The organism is Fortiea sp. LEGE XX443, assembly GCF_015206815.1.
Taxonomy (GTDB): domain Bacteria; phylum Cyanobacteriota; class Cyanobacteriia; order Cyanobacteriales; family Nostocaceae; genus Nostoc_B.
Map to the genome: position 1 here is coordinate 19,314 of NZ_JADEXZ010000026.1, position 19,508 is coordinate 38,821.

11 protein-coding genes are annotated in these 19,508 nt (G+C 42.4%); 2 read left to right on the forward strand and 9 right to left on the reverse strand.

The features are described from left to right. Window positions 1-115: 115 nt before the first annotated feature. Window positions 116-5,062: a CHAT domain-containing protein gene (locus IQ259_RS12175; protein WP_193884987.1), complete on the reverse strand. Its 4,947-nt coding sequence runs from the start codon at window positions 5,060-5,062 to the stop codon at window positions 116-118. A 269-nt stretch (window positions 5,063-5,331) separates the two neighbouring features. Here IQ259_RS12175 and IQ259_RS12180 point away from each other — a divergent pair, with 269 nt between their 5' ends. Further along, a complete protein-coding gene (locus tag IQ259_RS12180) occupies window positions 5,332-7,119 on the forward strand; it encodes a tetratricopeptide repeat protein (RefSeq protein ID WP_193884989.1) in 1,788 nt (595 codons plus the stop codon). On the opposite strand, the gene IQ259_RS12185 is transcribed toward IQ259_RS12180, so the two are convergent. Next, window positions 7,116-7,586, reverse strand: coding sequence for a DUF302 domain-containing protein (locus IQ259_RS12185; RefSeq protein ID WP_193884991.1), 471 nt, complete (start codon window positions 7,584-7,586; stop codon window positions 7,116-7,118). The genes IQ259_RS12180 and IQ259_RS12185 overlap by 4 nt on opposite strands. A gap of 306 nt (window positions 7,587-7,892) precedes the next feature. Between IQ259_RS12185 and IQ259_RS12190 the strand changes: the two genes are divergently transcribed. Further along, complete coding sequence (locus IQ259_RS12190) at window positions 7,893-8,270, forward strand: cupin domain-containing protein (protein WP_193884993.1); 378 nt, start codon at window positions 7,893-7,895, stop codon at window positions 8,268-8,270. A gap of 305 nt (window positions 8,271-8,575) precedes the next feature. On the opposite strand, the gene IQ259_RS12195 is transcribed toward IQ259_RS12190, so the two are convergent. The 7 genes from IQ259_RS12195 to IQ259_RS12225 all read right to left on the reverse strand — a co-directional run bounded on the left by IQ259_RS12195 (window position 8,576) and on the right by IQ259_RS12225 (window position 18,931). Continuing rightward, window positions 8,576-10,105, reverse strand: coding sequence for a peroxidase family protein (locus tag IQ259_RS12195; protein WP_370568020.1), 1,530 nt, complete (start codon window positions 10,103-10,105; stop codon window positions 8,576-8,578). Between the two features lie 978 nt (window positions 10,106-11,083). Then, entirely contained in the window at window positions 11,084-12,676 is a 1,593-nt protein-coding gene (locus IQ259_RS12200; protein ID WP_193884995.1) for a heme peroxidase family protein, read from the reverse strand. 622 nt (window positions 12,677-13,298) lie between these two features. Further along, window positions 13,299-14,306 carry a YeiH family protein gene (locus tag IQ259_RS12205; RefSeq protein WP_193885061.1) on the reverse strand — a complete coding sequence of 336 codons (1,008 nt, stop codon included), beginning with the start codon at window positions 14,304-14,306 and terminating at the stop codon, window positions 13,299-13,301. A gap of 70 nt (window positions 14,307-14,376) precedes the next feature. Next, the gene (locus IQ259_RS12210) at window positions 14,377-14,712 is read right to left on the reverse strand and encodes a hypothetical protein (RefSeq protein ID WP_193884997.1); all 336 of its coding nucleotides are present in this window, start codon (window positions 14,710-14,712) and stop codon (window positions 14,377-14,379) included. A 70-nt stretch (window positions 14,713-14,782) separates the two neighbouring features. Continuing rightward, the gene (locus tag IQ259_RS12215; RefSeq protein ID WP_193884999.1) at window positions 14,783-15,541 is read right to left on the reverse strand and encodes a phosphoadenylyl-sulfate reductase; all 759 of its coding nucleotides are present in this window, start codon (window positions 15,539-15,541) and stop codon (window positions 14,783-14,785) included. Window positions 15,542-15,844: 303 nt separating this feature from the next. Next, window positions 15,845-17,008, reverse strand: a complete 1,164-nt coding sequence (gene sat, locus IQ259_RS12220; protein ID WP_193885001.1) for a sulfate adenylyltransferase — start codon at window positions 17,006-17,008, stop codon at window positions 15,845-15,847. A gap of 135 nt (window positions 17,009-17,143) precedes the next feature. Further along, entirely contained in the window at window positions 17,144-18,931 is a 1,788-nt protein-coding gene (locus IQ259_RS12225; protein WP_228014497.1) for an SLC13 family permease, read from the reverse strand. Between the last annotated feature and the right edge of the window lie 577 nt (window positions 18,932-19,508).

Here is a 19,508-nt window from a genome sequence, read left to right on the forward strand (position 1 = left end):
TTTTATTTGATTTATGAAAATGAAGAAGCTTAGATTCCCGACTTCTTCAAGAAGTCGGGAATCTTGTTGTTCACAAATGATTCACGAATACTACGAATAAACTTTAGTCTAATTTCTACCAAGGATTGCCAATCATGGTAAAAGCAGACCAGAAATAGGGATGAGTTAGGTTTTTATCACCAAGTTCTACTAAAGCTTCTGGTAGAGGTAAATCACCGTGAGAAGTTTTAAGTTTACCGTTTTCTAGGCGTACTTCTCCTTTGAGCATTGCTACTTGCGCCTGTCTGAGTGCTTCGGCTTTGATGGGGGCTTTTTTCAACTTTTCGTAAAATTCGGTCATCAAACCAAAAGTTCCTTCATCGGAGACATACCATAAACTAGCCAATGCAGACTTAGCACCTGCTTGGACTGCAAATCCAGCGAAACCTAATTCTGCGTCTTCGTCACCCAAGGCTGTACGACATGCACTCAACACAACTAGTTCTACTGGTGGGTTATTCCAACCGAGTTGACGCATCTGATCCATTCTCAGTTGAGTATCCCACAATTGAATGTAGGAGTTACCGGGCGCACCTTTTCTAAATTCGCCGTGGGTGGCGAGGTGAACAATCCCGTAGGGTGTTTCTTGGCGTTTTCCTTTGAGATTTGCCAAAGTGAAGTCTTTATTTAACAATGATACACCCTGCCAAATCTTCTGAGTGATGATATTTAATTCTGTGGGGACTGCTGGTAGTGGGTCTTGATTTGTGAATTCAGATGCACCCATTCCTAAAACTTTAGCTTTTTTAATGTCAGCATATTTAGTATCAGTCAAGCTGAGACTAGGCATTAAACCGACACTATAGCGTTCAACTAGATATTGTTTACCATCATAAAGTGCTGCTACGGGCATAGATCGCAATCCCGTATCCATGAGAAAAACTAGGTTATTAATTTCTCGTGCTTGCAGTTCAGATTCAAGGGGTGCAATTAGCCAACTGTATAGTTGTTTAGCAGGATTAATGAAGGTGCGTCGCAGTGCTGGGTCTGTCACTAGACTGCTTAATTGGCGGCTGGTTGTGAGAACTTGCGATCGCGTTATATTAGTTACTTGACGAATTGGCTCACCTTTAGCTGTCACTACTACCAATTCTAAAAGGTCGTTATCTTGAGCAAGGATAGGTAGTTGAGCCGTTGGTTTGATAGTTGCAGGTACGAAAGAAACGTAAATTAGAGCCGGTTTAGCACCTGTGGCTTCTTCAATGTTGTTCAGAATTTCACGCGCTTCGGCAATACCCTTAATGAGGGGTTTGCCTTCTCCCAAGTAATTGCTAATCTTACCAGTAAACTTGTCTTCAGGAACGGGATCTCCTTGAATAGTATCTCTGTCATCTGGTAGTTCTTTGGGAAACACGGGGTCTTCAATGATTTCACCAGGATCAACCTCATTGGTAACGATGTTGATGTTAACATTTACCTGTTGCGGTGCTGACTGCGAAACAACATCACTGGAACTAACAGTGAAAGCTGGAATTTGACCACTAGCTCCTGATTGTGGTGTATATACTAAAACTGTATCGGCATTTAGTAAACTTCCTGGGGTGACTGGCGTACCGTCTTGGAATGTCAAAGTCCCGGATGAAATTGCATTAAAAATGAAAGTGATAACGTCATTATTAACATCACTTGCAGTAGGATTCAAAGACCCAAACGTGAAGGTTATGGATTGATCTTGGCTAGTTGAAAGAAGTGAATTTGTAAGGGTTAAAGTGGGTGGAGTATTAATAGAATTAATCGTAATTCCGGCAGGAGTACCAGAGGCAGTACCGCCATTTGGTAGGACAGGAAAAGAGTTAGTAGGCGTGATAGATGTGGTGCCAGTATTAATTGCTCCTAATGTACCATTGGTACTAGCGTTCCCAACAACGAAATCTGCGTTATTCGGCCCACCATCATGTTGTATTGTGACTGTACCTGATTGAGTATCTCCTCCGGTAAAGATTGTATTGTTGGTAATTAGCTGTCCACCATCGCCAATATCTACGCTGATTAATCCTGTCCCTCTAACCACACCATTTGCCAAAACACTAACATTACCACCTTGAGCTACCAATATTTCACCGTCTATGCTGTTAGCATCAGCTTGAGTGTTAATAGTACTAAAGGTAATATCACTACCAAATACAGTACTAGTAGCGTTGAGTGTAACTGCACCTGCTATTGCGTTCTCTCCAAAAGTTGTGGCTGATGTGTCGATAGTACCTGTGGTAATGCTGCCTCCTGATGTTAAATTAACTGCGCCAGACGTTCCAGTACTAGAACTATCAATATTATTTGTAGTGATACTACCTCCAGCATTTAACTGTACTTGACCGCTAGATCCGAAGTCACTAAAGGTATTGATATTATTTGCAGTTATGCTACCTCCAGCATTTAATTGCACTGGAGCGGCATCACCGCTACTATCACCAAAAACTGATGCGTTGATACTATTAGCGCTGATGTTGCCTCCTGCTATTATTTGGACTTGTCCACTGTCGCCAGAACTATTAACAATGGAAGTATTAATACTATTCGTACTGACGTTACCTCCTGCTGTTAATTGGACTTGTCCACTGTTACCAGAAAAATCATTAGAAGTCTCAATATTTTGAGTAATAATATCACCTGTGGCGCTGATAATTACAGGCCCATTACTTGCTACTGGAGCGCCATATTGACCAGTTAAGGGAATTATAGATATATTGCCTGTAATGACATTTGCAGGTGAAGATGGGCCTCCTGTTTGACTGAAAGTTATTGGTAGAGGGTCACTAGGAATGCCTATTTCTTGCAAGCTAGTCACGCCTGCCCTTAAAATTAAAGATGCTCCATCAGCTAATGTTTGCTGATCTGGCGTACAAGTATTCAGGCTACAAAAATTCTCTAGTGTGATATCTCTATTGTTAATTGTGATATTGCCAGTGGTGATACTACCAAGAGATTCTACTTTTAAGGATGGCCCTGTGTAATCACCAAAAGTGACATCTTGAGTAGAACTAATAATTGGGTCAACTAAACTTCTAAAATCACCAGCTTGTCCTTGAGAATTGAGAATTGAAAAGTTACCACCACTACTAAAGTGAGCATCTAAAGAAATATTCCCATCACTAATTAAAGTTAAATCACCGCCACTTACAAATGGTGTTTTATTTAAATGATTAATAGCAAAAATATCAATACCTTGATTACCTCGAATGGTGAGGTTATTACCTGCAACAGCAGAGAAATCTTTAGCGACGCTATCACGAACTGTGACTGTATTGTTGGCAAGTAAATTTAAATTACCAGTGGCAGAAAGTTGACTTTCTGGTAATATCAAGTTGTTATTAGCGGCGAGGGTAACGTTTTTAGCTGTGGTGTTAGTCACTACAACATCACCATTGTTAACAGCCAAGCCAGAACCAACTAACTGCACCTCACCATTGTTATTCACCACCACACCAGAAACATTCCCTGCACCACCACCAGTCAACAACGCTGGTAAAGAATTCGATCCCAAATTATTACTAGTAGAATTAGGCGGTTGAATTTCCAAACTCAAAGGATTCCCCGGCATACTTAAACGCAGTATGCTACTACCAGGCACAGTAGCAATCGTCACGTTACCACCAGGTGCAGACAAATTCCCTGTACTGACAACTGTACCGGCAAATAAACTCAAATTACTCCCAGATGGCACAGCCAAATTACCTTGATTGAATATGGCACTGGCTACACTCCCATCAAAGGCAAAACTACTGGGTGTGCCAATAAGTTGACTGTAGTCGTTTGTCCCAACGGCATTTAACCAGTTATCATTGCCAAAACCCAGACGATTAGCCGTAGTGGCTGTAAATGAGCCTGGGACATTTAAACTGGCATTTTGTCCAAATATAATGCCTGCCGGGTTGATTAAATATAAGTTGGAATTACCGCCACTGACTCTAATTAAGCCGTTGATTAAGGATGCTTCGCCACCTGTGACTCTGCCTAAGATGTTTTGTATTGATGGTTGCGATAAGAAGTTGGCTGTTTGATTTGCATCGAGTCCAAATTTGCTGAAGCTGTGGAAGAGGTTGGCTTGATCACTACTCAAACTACCGCCACTGATATTGATGTTGTTACCTTGAGTGTTGATAACTGTTGTACTATCGCTGGCAGGGGTGATGGTTTGTTGAGCTTTGGCTACTATGGGTATTAGGCATAACAGCAATGCTATGTTGCTGGCGGCTAATGTTTTGACGCGGGATATTAGATTGCTACATCTAGATTTCGGAAAAGTTTGTTTCTTGGCTCTGGAAATAGCAGGGAAATTTATTTTGCTGCCAGGAATCAGGGCTTTATTTTGTAAAGTTTGTTTGCTCTGCTGTCTGCGTCGTTGTGCCTTGATAATTGCTAACTGCGATTTCTGAATTTGCTCTTGTCGTCGTTGCCGCGATATTGTTTCTGGATGGGTGCGATAGTGGTATAGCGGCTTGTATACATGCTCTACTTCTGCGACTTCTGAAAGCCGCAGACATAAATCGTAATCTTCTGCGGTTACAAGTGACTCATCAATACCACCTGCTAATTCAAACACTTGTCGGCGAATTAGCCGAAACTGAAATGTCATGAACCTATTTAACAGTTCTTCTCGGCTGTAGGGTACAAGACAGCGGTAGCCGTAGCTGAGGATTGTACCGTTCTCGTCAATATCTAAATAGTCGGTGTAAACCCAACCAATATTGGGTTTAGCATCCAATACTGCTGCTGTTTCTGCTAGTGCTGTTGATGCCAGCAAATCATCACTATCTACCCAACCGATATATTTACCACGAGTTTGAGCGATCGCCGCTTTTAAAACTCTCGCTTGTCCTATATTATCTTGACCTGCTATTACCCGCACGCGGCGATCGCGCTGTTCATACTCACGGGCAATTTCTAGGGAATTATCTGTGGAACCATCATCCCAAATCAGCAGTTCAAAGTCTTGCCGCGTTTGAGACAAAACACTTTCTATGGCAGATTTGAGGTAATTTTCTCGATTGTAAACTGTGATGATTAATGAAATTACTGGCAGCATAAAAATTAGATTTTTTTAAAATTTAAGGGATTCTAAAGCTTTAGTTATCCTTGTATCAATAGACTATACATTAAGTCATGAGATTTTATGCACGATCAAAGTTTAGATTTTTTTGGCTTACCGGAAGTAACTACGACGGTGACTCAAAAAGTTAATTTTTGCGAATGTTTGCAAAAATAAGTAATTTTAGATGATTTTGCTAAAGTTGACGAGTGCTGAACTTATAGTTGTATTTAACATTAAATATTCTTGACAAAATTTAAAAAAATATGAGATATTTTCATACCAAAGCCAAGCCGAAACTAAAGTTAGCTGTTAATAGCTGGTTAAAAATAGTCATCTTCAATAAACAAGTCAAATCAAGCATGATTGTCTGGGGACTAACAGCAGTTTTTTTATTAGCAAATTCGTTAGTCCCGAAAACTTTATTTGCTCAAGAAAAGTTAGAAATTAAAGATTTTGACTACTGGGTAAATTTCTGTAAACTGTTGGGAGAAGAAAAGAAATATGAAGAAGCGATCGCCGCTTGTAATCAAGGAATCGCCATCAAGCCAGAAGACCCAGAAATTTGGGTAACACGCACAGATGTTTTACTCAACCAAGCAAAGTATAGTGAAGCTTTGGTGTCAGCCGATCGCACCTTACGTCTCCAGCCACAATATTCTTTAGCTTTAGCTCAAAGATGTCAAGCATTATTAAGTTTGGGCAAATATGCCGGAGCGATCGCGGCTTGTGATTTAGCCCTGCGTTCTGATGGCAACTGGGGCAATGCGATGGCAGTAGTGGCGTGGTACAATCGCGGTTTAGCACAAAGCAAATTAGGACAATTAGAAGAAGCGATCGCCTCATTTAATCGCGCCTTAGCAATTGATCCTGAGAATTCTTTAGCATTAGTCGGTAATTGTCAAGCATTAGCCAATTTAAGCAGATTCAGCGGAGCGATCGCCGCCTGCGACTCAGCAATTAAAACTAATAATAATTGGGGTGATGCGACACCAGCGGCCGCTTGGTACACTAAAGGCTTGGCACAGAAAAAAAATGGCCAACTAGAAGAAGCGATCGCCTCATTTGATCAAGCAGTGGCGATGAATCCCAAAGATGCAGATATTTGGCTAGAACATGGTAGATTGTTAGCTGAAATTGGTAAACCAGAACAATCTGCTGTTTCCTATGAATTTGCCCTCAAACTGAGTCCTAATTATGCTTTGGCTTTAGCAAGTCAAAGTGCCAGCTTGAACAAATTGGGTAAATTTAAAGAAGCACAAACAGCCGCAGAACAAGCACTACAAGGCGATAATCGTTGGGGTGATGCAAGTCCAGCCTTGGCTTGGGAAGAGAGAGGAATTGCCTTAGCTGGATTAGGAAACTACGAAGAAGGATTAGCCTCAATAGAAAGAGCGATCGCACTTAACCCTAACTATGCCGAAGCTTGGAATAATCGTGCAGCTACTCAGTGGTATTTAGGCAGATATTCTGATGCAATTACAAGTAGCGATCGCGCCACCCAAATTAATCCTAAATATGCTCAAGCTTGGTTTAATAAAGGTAGAATTTTGAAAACATTAGAACGTTATTCTGAAGCACTTGCAGCTTATAATAAATCATTAGAAAATATTGGCAAATTTACCGATAAATCACTATTAGCAAATATTTGGGCTAACCGTAGTGTTGTACTTTGGCATTTATCGAGAAATCAAGAAGCCTTAGTTTCTGTGGATAGAGCGATCGCTATCAATCCCAATTTATCGCAAGGATGGTATAACCGAGGCGTAGTGCTATTTAATTTAGCCAGATATGATGAAGCTATTAAGGCTTACAACCAAGCTAGTAATCTTGCTCCTACTGATGCCAATATTTTAGCTGGTAAAGGAGTTGCTTTATTGAGATTGGGTAAGTTACAAGAAGCAGTAGCTACTTTTGCCAATACTTTACAAATTGATCCCAAAAACTCATTAGCACTAGCTAATCAAACTATTGCTCAACAACGGCTACAAGCACAACAAGAACAACAAAAACCTAAGTTACCAGCAGTACCAGATAGCAGTCAAATGCGTTAAGGCTGAGTAGCAGCTTTTGCTAAAGAATTTAGAGCTTGGCTGGTTTTTTCAAGTACTTGATCACAGCCTTTCAATCTGTGACGGGTTTTCAGATAGTTAGGAGAGTTATAGCCAACCCAAACTTGCCCAGCTTCATCCTCCCAGACTAGGGCTTTCATCGGCAAGTCAATCGCCACACTTTGTCCACACTGCATCAACGGTGTTCCAGAGCGAGGATTACCAAATATTAACAAGCGAGTAGGCCGGAGTTTTAGCCCAACAGATTTTGCGCCAGCAGTATGATCAACTTGGGCAAATAAATTTAAATTGCGCTTCTTGAGCAAGCCTTCTAGTCGTTTGGTTGTTTGTTCAACACTAAAAGCACTTTTCATGCTCACCAAACCTGTAGGTTCAGCACTACTAGGGGTAGGCAAAAAACTTAGGAAAACTGTCAGCAATCCAATGAACAGAAATGTTAGTACTTTCATGAATAATTTTCTCATAAAAATTTACCAAGCAACGCTTTACTTTATTTAATAAACCTGACAGTCTAATAAGTATCTAAGAGCTTGAAATTCCAGCATAGTGAGAAGTTATTGATATGTATTAGCCAAAACTTGTATTGCCTTCATTAAAATCGTGTAACGGATGCACTGATTTTACCTCGACCTGACAATAAATATTCCAAGCCATTGGGCATAAAAAGTTGGTTTTTGTAGTCTCAATCAATTGTAAGAAGTATGGTTTTGATGTAGTGTGTTTGAGATATTGTTCAACTATGTATGGGTCTTAAGATGAGTATAGAAAGAATTTTCAAAAGTTCTGACTTTTTTCAACCCACAGACGGTGAACCAATTCGTTCAATCGTGACGGATTCATCGGATGCAGTTGTTGTTGCCTGGTACGTCAAACCCGGACAAGAAATTGCAGCCCACATCCATCCCAACGGACAGGATACCTGGACAATCTTATCCGGCAGTGGCGAATATTATTTAGATACAGCCGGTACTCGCAAAACAATCACAGCAGGCGATGTAGTTGTGGCACCAGTCCAATATGTTCACGGTGTTTTTAATCATGGCGATGAACCCTTGGTGTTTATTTCCGTGGTGACACCTTACGATGCAGGGTACGAACCCGTCACCATCGAATCGTCTATCTTAGTCTCATGAATAAAACTCCAAACTTAGCCATTGCTAAACTAACCTGAGTTTCAAATCAGGAAAGGAGGGGTTAAGTAAACTTAACCCCTCCTAGGATTCATATATAAATACGGGATAAATTCAGTCAAATCATTTTTGTACTATGCAACGCCAATGTTGGCAAAATCCCATTAAGCCGTTACATAGTAAATTAATTGTTGTTTGTTCCCATATCTATAGCAACAGCCAAGGTGATGAGGACATGAACAAAAGATTTTTAACTCTGTAACCTGTCACCTGTAACCTGTAACCTGTAACCTGCTGTCTTACTTTTCTTATTGACCACGGCTAATGGGATCTACACCAGCAAAAGTCAGGAAATCAACCATGCGGAAGTCTTCAGGTCTACCAGTTCTGGTGGGTAAGGTTGGTACCCAAGCAGGATTAGCCTTCAGGTAAGATGTTGAGTCAACTTGTAGCAGACCGATAATCACCTCACCAACAAGACGACCACCCATTTTGCCCAGATGTAAGCCGCCTTCTTTCAATTCAGCTTCTTTGAGCATGTAATACCAAAGTGGTGTGGAAACATCGAAAGTTGGGTGAATACTCCGAAGTTCAGCCAATTCGTTTCTACTCAACACAGGTACACCCATTTCGCGGGCGATCGCTTGACCAGACGGTAGTAGCCAAGTCAGGTGTCGCAGTAAGTTGCGCTGGATAAGTGAAGTGGGAGGCTCTGCTTCAGGGATAGTCTGGAGCGGCAAGTTAAACAGTGCGCTAGAGATTTTTGTGTCGGTTAACTTGTTCCGTCTGACTTCAGTGTCTCCGAAGTCGAAGAATGTCTGCCAGCCAATGAAGCGTCGTGGCGCTCTTGCTCCACTGCGTAGGTCACTCGGATCAGGTTGTCCATCTTGAGAAGGATCGAAAATGAATGCAAAGAAGGGCTGACCATTATCACCTGCCAAGTTTGCTCGGTAGGAAGGTCTTACCATAGTGTGACCAAAACGATAACCAACTTGGAATTCAACTGGGATAAAACCTTTATCCGGTAAGGGATTGTAAAATCTGCGCCCATTCGTTAGGATGTCGTCCACCATATCTTGCCCAATGATGAGTGGTAGAAACTCATGGAGGATTGTCCATTGGTAGTGCCAGGTGGTCAATTTGCGAGCTTCACGGAAAGCATTATCGTTAGAAATATTAGGCGACTGGGATCTAACTAAATCCACCGCATTGTTGTGGAAGAGATGGAACGCCGCTAACAATCCCGTCAGAATCAGATGTTGATCGTTACGTGGATCAGCGATGATTGCTTGATTGTTTGCATCACGCGCCAGATCCTCAAACAAGCCACCACTTTCAATTCTTAGCTTGATTGGGTCTGTTGGGTCATATACGTTTGGTAAGGCGATCGGCCCGTCACCGTAGACTGTATCGAGGTCAAAATTGGCTGTGCGAACATTCGGCACAGTTACTGGGGGTGTTACCAGACCCAAGCGAGACGACGCATCAAAGGTGATGTCATGATCCATAAACTGGGTCATGAACGTTGTACCCGCTGTTTGGGTATTGTTATTCGGGTTATTCAGGTTGAGGACAGGATCAACGATCAAGGCTAACGGCCCTGCGGCTAGATTGTCCTTAGCATCCAAGATACCGCCAGCTTTGCCCATTTCTATGAGAGCGCCTCTAACAGTATCTGTTGGTAAGGCGAAAGCTGGCAGATTATTAAACATGCGACCGAATCTACCCGGCAGAGTAATATCAACAGACTGTGCTTGCACTTCTCTGTCAAGAAAACCACCTACAAAGACACCGACGACGAAAATGGCGGTAACCGCGATCGCCATTATGGAAAGCACTTTATTTTTCAAGAGCGCTTTATTTTTCAAGCTTCTCGCTTTTTGTTGGTGCATAATTTTCACGAAGATACTTTAAATAAAAAACAAAGTATGTAGTTGTGTTGCAGGTGCATCAAGCTGGCTCTAGCAGTTCAAATATGTAAATACCTCTGCAAAAAAATAGAGGCAATCTAATTTTTACCTCCGCAAAAAAACAGAGGCAATCTAATTTTTGCCAAGATAGCTAAATATAAGCCTGTACCAGACTATTAGTTAAAACTTAGAACTTGCAACAAAACCTACAGGAAAGTTCAAATTACTTCCACAAAAACTATACAGTATCTTTTATTATCTCAATTCAAAATTTAAAATTAAGATTAGAATATTTAATTTTAAATCTATTATTCTAATCTTAATTTAGGCTTAATTAATTCAAGTTATCATCACGTGAATGAGCTTATAGAAATTATGAATTTTAGGTATTACTAATTAATGAAATGAATTATTTTTCGCACATTCGTCTTTAGATATCCTTGCTGGGTATGCGTCCTAGTTTTTTTACAAAGAAGGTAAAAATCAGCCAAAATAATTCAGACAAGTGTATTTATCTGCCGATGACACCAGAACACAAAGTAAACCATTCACAATACCCTTTGTTAAAATAAGAAACCGTCACCATCGAATCATCTATCTTAGCCTCATGAATAAAACTCCAAACTTAGCCATTGCTAAACTAACCTAAAATAACCTGAGTTTGGCATAAAAAAAGGAGGGGTAAGCTTACCCCTCCTAGGAGTCATATATAAATATGGGATAAATTCCGTCAAATCATTTTTGTACTGTGCAACGTCTATTTTGGCAAAATCCCATTAAGCCGTTACATAGTAGATTAATTGTTGTTTGTTCCCATATCTATAGCAACAGCCAAGGTGATGAGGACATGAACAAAAGATTTTTAACTCTGTAACCTGTCACCTGTCACCTGCTATCTTACTTTTCTTATTGACCACGGCTAATGGGATCTACACCAGCAAAAGTCAGAAAATCAACCATGCGGAAGTCTTCAGGTCTACCAGTTCTGGTGGGTATTGTTGGTACCCAAGCAGGATTAGCCTTCAGGTAAGATGTTGAGTCAACTTGTAGCAGACCGATAATCACCTCACCAACAATGCGACCTCCCACTTGTCCTAGATGCAAGCCTCCTTCTTTCAGTTCAGCTTCTTTGAGGATGTAGTACCAGAGTGGTGTGGAGGTGTCGAAGGTCGGGTAAATACTCCGAAGTTCAGCCAATTCGTTCCGACTCAGCACAGGTACACCCATCCTGCGGGCAATGTCTTGACCGGACGGTAGTTGCCAAGTTATGTGTCGCAGCAAGTTGCGCTGGATAAGTGAAGTAGGAGGAGTACCTTCAGGAATAGTCTGGAGTGGCAAATTAAACAGTGCGCTAGAGATTTTTGTGTCGGTTAACTTGTTCCGTCTTATTTGAGTGTCTCCAAAGTCGAAGAATGTCTGCCAACCAATAAAGCGCCTCGGCGCTCTCGCTCCACTGCGTAGGTCACTCGGATCAGGTTGTCCATCTTGAGAAGGATCGAAAATAAAAGCAAAGAAGGGCTGACCATTATCACCTGCCAAGTTTGCTCGGTAAGAAGGTCTTACCATGCTGTGACCAAAACGATAACCAACTTGAAATTCAACTGGGATGAATCCTCTGTTAGGTAAGGGATTGTAAAATCTACGCCCATTCGTTAGGATGTCGTCCACCATATCTTGCCCAATGATGAGTGGTAGAAACTCATGGAGGATTGTCCATTGGTAGTGCCAGGTGGTCAATCTACGAGCTTCACGGAAAGCATTATCGTTAGAAATATTAGGCGACTGGGATCTAACTAAATCCACCGCATTGTTGTGGAAGAGATGGAACGCAGCTAACAATCCCGTCAGAATCAGATGTTGATCGTTACGTGGGTCAGCGATGATCGCTTGGTTGTTTGCGTCCCGTGGTAAATCCTCAAACAAGCCGCCACTTTCAATTCTTAGCTTGATTGGGTCTTTTGGGTCATATATGCTTGGGAATGCGATCGGCCCGTCACCGTAGACTGTATCGAGGTCAAAATTGGCTGTGCGAACATTCGTCACAGTTACTGGAGGCGTGATTCTGCCCAATCGAGACGACGCATCAAAGGTGATGTCATGATCCATAAACTGGGTCATGAACGTTGTACCCGCTGTTTGAGTATTGTTATTCGGGTTGTTAAGGTTGAGGACAGGATCAGCAATTAAGGCTAAGGGGCCTGCGGCTAGATTGTCTTTAGCATCCAAGATACCGCCAGCTTTGCCCATTTCTATGAGAGCGCTTCTAACAGTATTGGTTGGTGGGGCAAAGGGTGGCAGATTATTGAACATGCGACCGAATCTATTCGGCAAAGTCATGTCAACAGACTGTGCGTGGACTTCCCTGTCGAGAAAACCACCTACCACGACACCGACGACGAAAATGGCGGTAACCGCGATCGCCATTATGGAAAGTACTTTATTTTTCAAGAGCGCTTTATCTTTCAAGCTTCTCGCTTTTTGGTGGTTCACAATTTTCACAAAGATTCCTTAAATAAAAAACAGAGTATGTGGTCGTGTTGCTGGTGCATCAAGCTGGCTCTATCGAGTTACAGTAAACCAAGAGGTAATCTAAGCTTTTACTTTTTTTAAAATATAGGAAACACAAAATTTCACCTCTGCACAAAACAAAGGCAATATAAAAACTGGCATTACTGAATCGAGGGATGATTCTTGTAAGGTGGGCAAGATACCCATCTCACAAAACCAAAAAAATCATCCGGCAATTATGTATGCAATGCCTAAAATTTTACCCCCGCTTTTGCAGAGGTAGTCTAACTTTTGCTGAGATAGCCAAAGATAAGGCTATACCAGATTATTAGTTAAAACGTAGAACTTGCACCACAACGTACAGAACAGTCAAAATTACTTATACAAAAACTATACAGGATTTTATTAGCTCAATTCAAAATAGAAAATTAAGATTAGAATAATGAATTGAAGATTCGACATTCTAATCTTAATTTTGAGTTAATTAATTCCAGTCTTAAGCCCATAAATAAAATAAACTTATAGGAATTATTAATTTTGGGCGTTACTAATCTAAAAGCGATATCTCCGGCAAGCCGCTCAGGCATCTATGCAAAAATATCGTACTCTATCGTCAATAGAAAAACTTTACTAACCCTAAACTCAGGCATGAGATAAATAGCCAAGAAGCAGCTCCTAAATAGAGAGGTTTCAGCCCTGTTTCTCTGATTTTGAGCAGACTAGTTTCCAACCCCATCGCGGCTAGAGCAATGGTGAGTAAAAACCTGTTCCCTTGAATAATCAAGTCTTTAATCGCCATTGGAAACAGCGAAAAGCTATTGAGTGCAATCAATGCTAAAAAACCGAACACAAACCAGGGAATGGGCAATTTACTCAGTTGCATTGCCCCAGATTGTTTGCGGCCAGACATAGACAGAACACCTAGCCCTAAAAGCATCGGCACAAGAAACATCACCCGTGATAGCTTAGAAATAGTAGCAATCTCGCCGGTAGTTTCCCCCATCTGAAATGCAGCGGCTACCACCTGGGCGACTTCGTGGATAGATGTACCACACCACAATCCAAATGCTGAGGATGTTAGCTGTAGACTCATATCCAAGAAAGGATACAGCAGCATAGACAGCGTACCAAATACTGTGACGATCGCCACAGCATAGGAAACATCTTCATCAGAACTCTTAACTACACCACTTGTAGCGACAACTGCTGATGCTCCACAAATTGAAGTTCCCGCAGCAATCAACTGAGTCAGTTTACGCTCTACGCCCAGGTAGCTTCCTAACCAGCAAGTAAAGATAAACGTACTCACGAGGGTCATGATGATGATTGCCAGTCCGATGGGGCCAATGGCCAGCACTTGAGCAAAATTCAGTTGCAAACCCAGTAAAATAATCGCCAGCCGCAGGATACGCTTGAGGGAAAAAATGATTCCAGGGCGGCAAATGGCGGGTGTGCCAACAGTGTTTCTCACCAACACACCCAGCAGAACGGCAAGAATCAGCGGACTGAGAATATTGACACCAGGAAGCCTTTGCAAGCTAGTAGCTAAAAGGGCTAATCCAAAAGTTAACAGTAGTCCTGGCACTAAATGAGGTATGCCGCCAGCCCGAATTGATCGCATAGATTCCTTGAGGTTGATGGACTTCATATGGAGTAGGTTGACGGGTTAAAAAACTGAACTGAAAACTGGTTTAGATGAAATCCAAATCGGGATTTTGAGACATGATTTCAGCAACTTCATCTGCTTCTGTAACTTCTTGATTGAAGATATCCTTCAAAAAATGGTGATACGCAAGGTAAACTTGAGTCTTTCCATCATCCCCTGTGACAATGAAAAAGGGGGCAGCATCGACATGATACTGAGCAGCTAGAGCATAGCCTTGACTGGAGGTGTCTCGTTCATCTGCTGTAATCACTTGATGGATTTGACTGAGTAATCCTCGCTCTTCCAAATTGGCAAGTACCCTGGCCGATTTAGCGCACACTTGTCCGTCTAACTTAAGTTTTTTGACTAATGTGATAGTCATGTTATTTACCTATTGCATTATTGACCAATATCTGAAGGGCTATGTGTAGGGGTATATACAGTCTTACTAATTACTGATGAGCGTTGGCAGCCAGATTAGTAGCATGAAGACCGCACTCTTTATCAACGGCGATTTCCCACCACCAGCGACCTTCTCGCTCTTGTTGATGAGGCAAAATGGGACGGGTACAGGGTTCACAGCCAATGCTGACAAAACCTTTTTCATGTAAAGCGTTGTATGGGACTTCGTAAGTGTGGATGTATTGCCAAACTTCGGCTGAAGTCCAGTTTGCCAGGGGGTTGAATTTAATTAGTTGGCGCTCTTCTGAGGAGAAAGCAGTATCTACTTGCACGATAGGAACACTGGCACGGGTAGAGGGATTTTGATCTTGCCGCTGTCCAGTAATCCAAGCCTCTAAAGTCGAGAGATGGCGACGTAAAGGCCGAACCTTGCGAATGCCACAGCACTCTTTGTGACCATCTTGATAAAAGCTAAATAAGCCTTTATCATTCACCAAAGCTTCTACCTGAGCCGAATCGGGAAAAACAATGTCTAGCTTAATGTTGTAGTGCTGACGAACGCGGTCAATAAATTGATATGTCTCAGGATGAAGTCGCCCAGTATCGAGGGTAAAGACTCTCACATCTTTTTTAATCTGGCAAGCCATGTCGATGAGAACAACATCTTCAGCACCGCTAAAGGAAACCGCAATATTGTCAAATTGCTTCAGCGCATGGCGGAGAATTTCTTGGGGAGATTGGTTAGCAAGTTCGGCTTCCCAGGTAGCAATTTCGGTGTGGCTCGAAGATTTGTCGGTGAGTTGAACCATGATTGATCTCCAGTTGAAATCTGAGTAGTGGAATTGAACCTAAGTAGGTCGGTGTTAAAAATTGTCGTCATGACAAGGCAGGAGGCAGAGGGCAGAAGGTGAAGCAGTGCGGTCTTGGGGGTTTCCCCCATGAGCAACTGCTGAACCCGAAGGGCAGAAGGGAAGAGGTTTTCAAGCTACTTTACTTTCCGTTACATAGTTCGGTTTATTTGCACCTTTCTACTTAGAGTTATACAAATTTGAAAAAAGAATGCCACGGATGGATTGATAAAATATTCAAAACAATCCAAATGAGATTGGTTTTTAGATACTGGCCACAGCTTCACGCATTGAGGCGACTAATATTTCAGCAACTTCGGGACGGGTGAACTCAGGTGGGGGAATTTGACCATTTCGCAACATCTGGCGCACTTTCGTTCCGGAAAGGTGAATCCGTTCTGCTGGAGTGCTGGGACTAGTTTTGTCTGTCGCCATTGTCTGACTGCGAGTGCAGTAAAAGGCGTGTTCAAATTTTAGCGGTGTGATTTGCAGTTCTTTTGACGTGAATTGATCAAAGATATGTTGAGCATCATAAGTGCCGTAGTAATCCCCGACTCCGGCATGATCTCGCCCGACGATGAAGTGTGTGCAGCCATAGTTTTGACGGGCGATCGCGTGCATAATGGCTTCTCGTGGGCCAGCATAACGCATTGCCGCGGGGAAAACTCCCAACAATACCCGATTTTTAGGATAATACCTGTCTAGCAATACCTGATAGCACTGCATCCGCACATTAGCGGGGATGTCATCAGATTTGGTTGCTCCAACTAACGGGTTAATAAACAACCCATCCACCATCTCCAAAGCAATTTTTGTGATGTACTCATGGGCGCGATGGATGGGGTTGCGGGTTTGAAATGCTGCGATCGCTCGCCATTGACGCTCCTGGAAAATTTGGCGAGTTATCTTGGGTGTTAGCCGGAAATCCCGAAAATCTTGGTAGGGAATTGGATTAATCTGCTGAATTGCTCCGCCCAGATAAACTACCCCTTCGGCTAACAATGCTTTCACACCAGGATGATCTTCGGTAGTGGTTTTGTAAACCTGTTGAGCTTCTCGCTGCTGATCTGGCTGGTACTTGCTGGTAATTGTCATCACCGCCAGGAGATCACCATTAGGATGCACTAAGGCAATGTCACTATCGAGCTTGTATTGTTTAGCCTCTCCTTCTTGAACCTGTAACGTCACCGGGATACTCCAGGCTAATCCATTACTCAGGCGCATGTCACTCACAATTGTGTGATAGTCCTGTTCACTGACAAAGCCCTCCAGTGGGCTATAAACGCCAGTCATAATGCACTCTAGATCCGCAAGGTTGCGTTCAGAGAGGGTCAAACGAGGCAGAAGTTGAACAGCTTGGCGTTCTTGTTCATGTAAGTGACACTCCACCAGCTTGCCGCCGTGGGGATCAATTAATGTTCTAACCATCGAAATTCTCCTTGGGTGAAATCTAAAATCCAAATTTCAACATAGTCTTAAGTAATTAGACAGAATTAATTACACAAATTTTTGACTGTAACCTGTCTCCTATTTCCACCCATGAATTTAATTGTGTCCGACTACTTACAAGCCATAGATCCGGATAATCAAAGGGGGTGTGATGATCGCCATCAAAATGTTGAGGGGTAGACCAATCCGCACAAAATCCATAAATTTATAGCCACCAGGCCCGTAAACCATAGTGTTGGTTTGGTAGCCAATGGGGGTCATGAAGCTATTAGAGGCCGCAAAGGTCACAGCAAAGATAAAGGCCAGGGGATTCAAGCCCAGTTGTTCAGCCACCTGTGCCGCAATGGGAATCAGCAACACCACCGACGCATTGTTAGAGAGAATTTCGGTAATGATGGAAGTGACGACAAAGAAAATCGTGAGTACCAAATAACCAGGAAGCCCCTCACCAACAGAAACCAAACCGCCAGATAACCATTGGGTTGCACCTGATTTCTCCATTGCAATACCCAGGGGAATTAACCCAGCAAGTAGAAAGATAATGTCCCAACGCACTGCACTGTATAGTTCACCGGGTTTAAGACAACCCGTAATTACCATCAAGATGGCTCCAACCAGAGAACTGACTAAAATCGGCACTAGGTTGAGAGCTGCCAAACCCACAACCCCCAAACCAATAGCGATCGCTATCCCAGCTTTATCGCGGCGATAATTGTTAATTTCTTGTTGATTGATGATTAGTAAATCTGGATGAGCTTGTAGCCCTGCCAAACTCGGTTTAGGGCCTTGAAGCAACAGCACATCTCCAAAGCGCAAGGGAATATTACTGATCCGCTCACGAACCAGTTTCTCTCCCTGACGAATTGCCAGGACAATGGCGTTGTAACGCTGTCGAAACTGAATGTCTTTTAAAGTAGAACCAATCAGTTCTGAGTTGGCTAGAACTAAGGCTTCCGCTAGTCCCTCTCCCTGAGAGCCAAGATTTATCTGGCCAAATTGGATTTCAGGGTGAATCTCAATCCCCTTTTCTGCTTTGACTTCTAATAAATCTTTGCGACTTGCTCGCACCAGTAAAATATCTCTAGGCTGTAACACCTTGTGATCGAGGGGATGAGAGAAGTGAACCCCATTCCGAATCAGTTCCAGTACATCTACATCGAAGCGCTGGTAGGGACATTTGGCACTGCGTTTTAAACAACTGTCAGAAAGCAATTGCCCTACCAAGCCACTAGTAGGGGTAATCACAATCTCACTAATGTAGGTTTTCAGTCCGTAGTCATCCTGCACCAAATCGCGGCTAGGCTTGATTCGGCTGGGCAATAGGGAGGGAGCTGCAACCGCCAGGTAAACTAAACCAACGACGAAGGTAATCAGCCCAATTTGAGTAAACTGAAACAGGCCAAACTCTCCATAGCCCAAGCGTTTTGATATGCCACTGGCGAGAATGTTGGTGGACGTGCCAATCACCGTAATCATGCCGCCCAAAATCGTAGCGTAAGACAAGGGGATCAGCAGTTTAGACACTGATATGCCTCGTTGCTTACACCAATCTTCAATTACGGGAATAAAAACGGCGACAACAGCAGTATTATTAATAAACGCCGTCACCGGGCCGACGATCACCCCTAAAGCCAAAATTTGACGGCTGGGATGCTTACCACCCCATCTGATAAAAAATTGATTGACAGATTGAATCGCACCAGTGCGGGCAATTCCTGCACTGAGAATGAACATTGCCATCACAGTAATGGTGGCAGAGTTTCCGAAGCCGGAAATACCTTCTTCTGGGGTGACTAACCCTAGCAACATCAACGTAGCAGATGCCGCGATCGCAACAACATCTAAGGGTAGCCATTCACCCACACAAAAAATCAAAACTGTAGCTGTAATGCCTAGAGTCAAGATTATTTGCACGAGTTGGCTAGATCCATTTAGAAATAATGAATCAAACAGCACAGTTCAACCTCCAAAACGTAATACCAGTTGATCGGCGCTGCAATGACGCTTGAGGTACTGTCAGTCAATAACTTTAAACCCTGGAATTAGCTGCTTCGCCAGACAGAATCTTGCAGCTAATAAACTGCGGTGAGGGCATCTGCATCAATCTAGATTGCTAGACAGTTGAGACAACCTAAAACATCTGGCTGAAAAACAAACTTACTCACATTCGTTAACCTGCCCAACGGCTTGAACGAATGTCACAGCGTCTGAAGCTTAGATGCTTGTTAACCTGCCCAACAGCTTAAACAAACGTTATTTTACTTAAACCTATTAAACAGGTTCGCATCTAAATCTGAGAGAAACCTTAAAAAAATCTAAGTAATAATTAAGGAGAAATCCTGATTAACTTTTCTTTAACCCTGACAATATTTGCTTTGTGTCTAATTTAGAGCTTATTCTTTTCGCTATCTAGTCTATATAATTATGAACTTTTTTTGACTAAATTTGAAACTTATTTAATGTCTTTTGCAAGATGTCT

What these genes read in the sequence shown, in the direction of transcription:
- IQ259_RS12190 (WP_193884993.1), top strand. Translation starts at nt 7,893, where the DNA reads ATGAGTATAGAAAGAATTTTCAAAAGTTCTGACTTTTTTCAACCCACA.
- IQ259_RS12205 (WP_193885061.1), bottom strand. Translation starts at nt 14,306, where the DNA reads ATGCGATCAATTCGGGCTGGCGGCATACCTCATTTAGTGCCAGGACTA.
- IQ259_RS12180 (WP_193884989.1), top strand. Translation starts at nt 5,332, where the DNA reads ATGAGATATTTTCATACCAAAGCCAAGCCGAAACTAAAGTTAGCTGTT.
- IQ259_RS12215 (WP_193884999.1), bottom strand. Translation starts at nt 15,541, where the DNA reads ATGGTTCAACTCACCGACAAATCTTCGAGCCACACCGAAATTGCTACC.
- IQ259_RS12175 (WP_193884987.1), bottom strand. Translation starts at nt 5,062, where the DNA reads ATGCTGCCAGTAATTTCATTAATCATCACAGTTTACAATCGAGAAAAT.
- IQ259_RS12210 (WP_193884997.1), bottom strand. Translation starts at nt 14,712, where the DNA reads ATGACTATCACATTAGTCAAAAAACTTAAGTTAGACGGACAAGTGTGC.
- IQ259_RS12185 (WP_193884991.1), bottom strand. Translation starts at nt 7,586, where the DNA reads ATGAAAGTACTAACATTTCTGTTCATTGGATTGCTGACAGTTTTCCTA.
- sat (WP_193885001.1), bottom strand. Translation starts at nt 17,008, where the DNA reads ATGGTTAGAACATTAATTGATCCCCACGGCGGCAAGCTGGTGGAGTGT.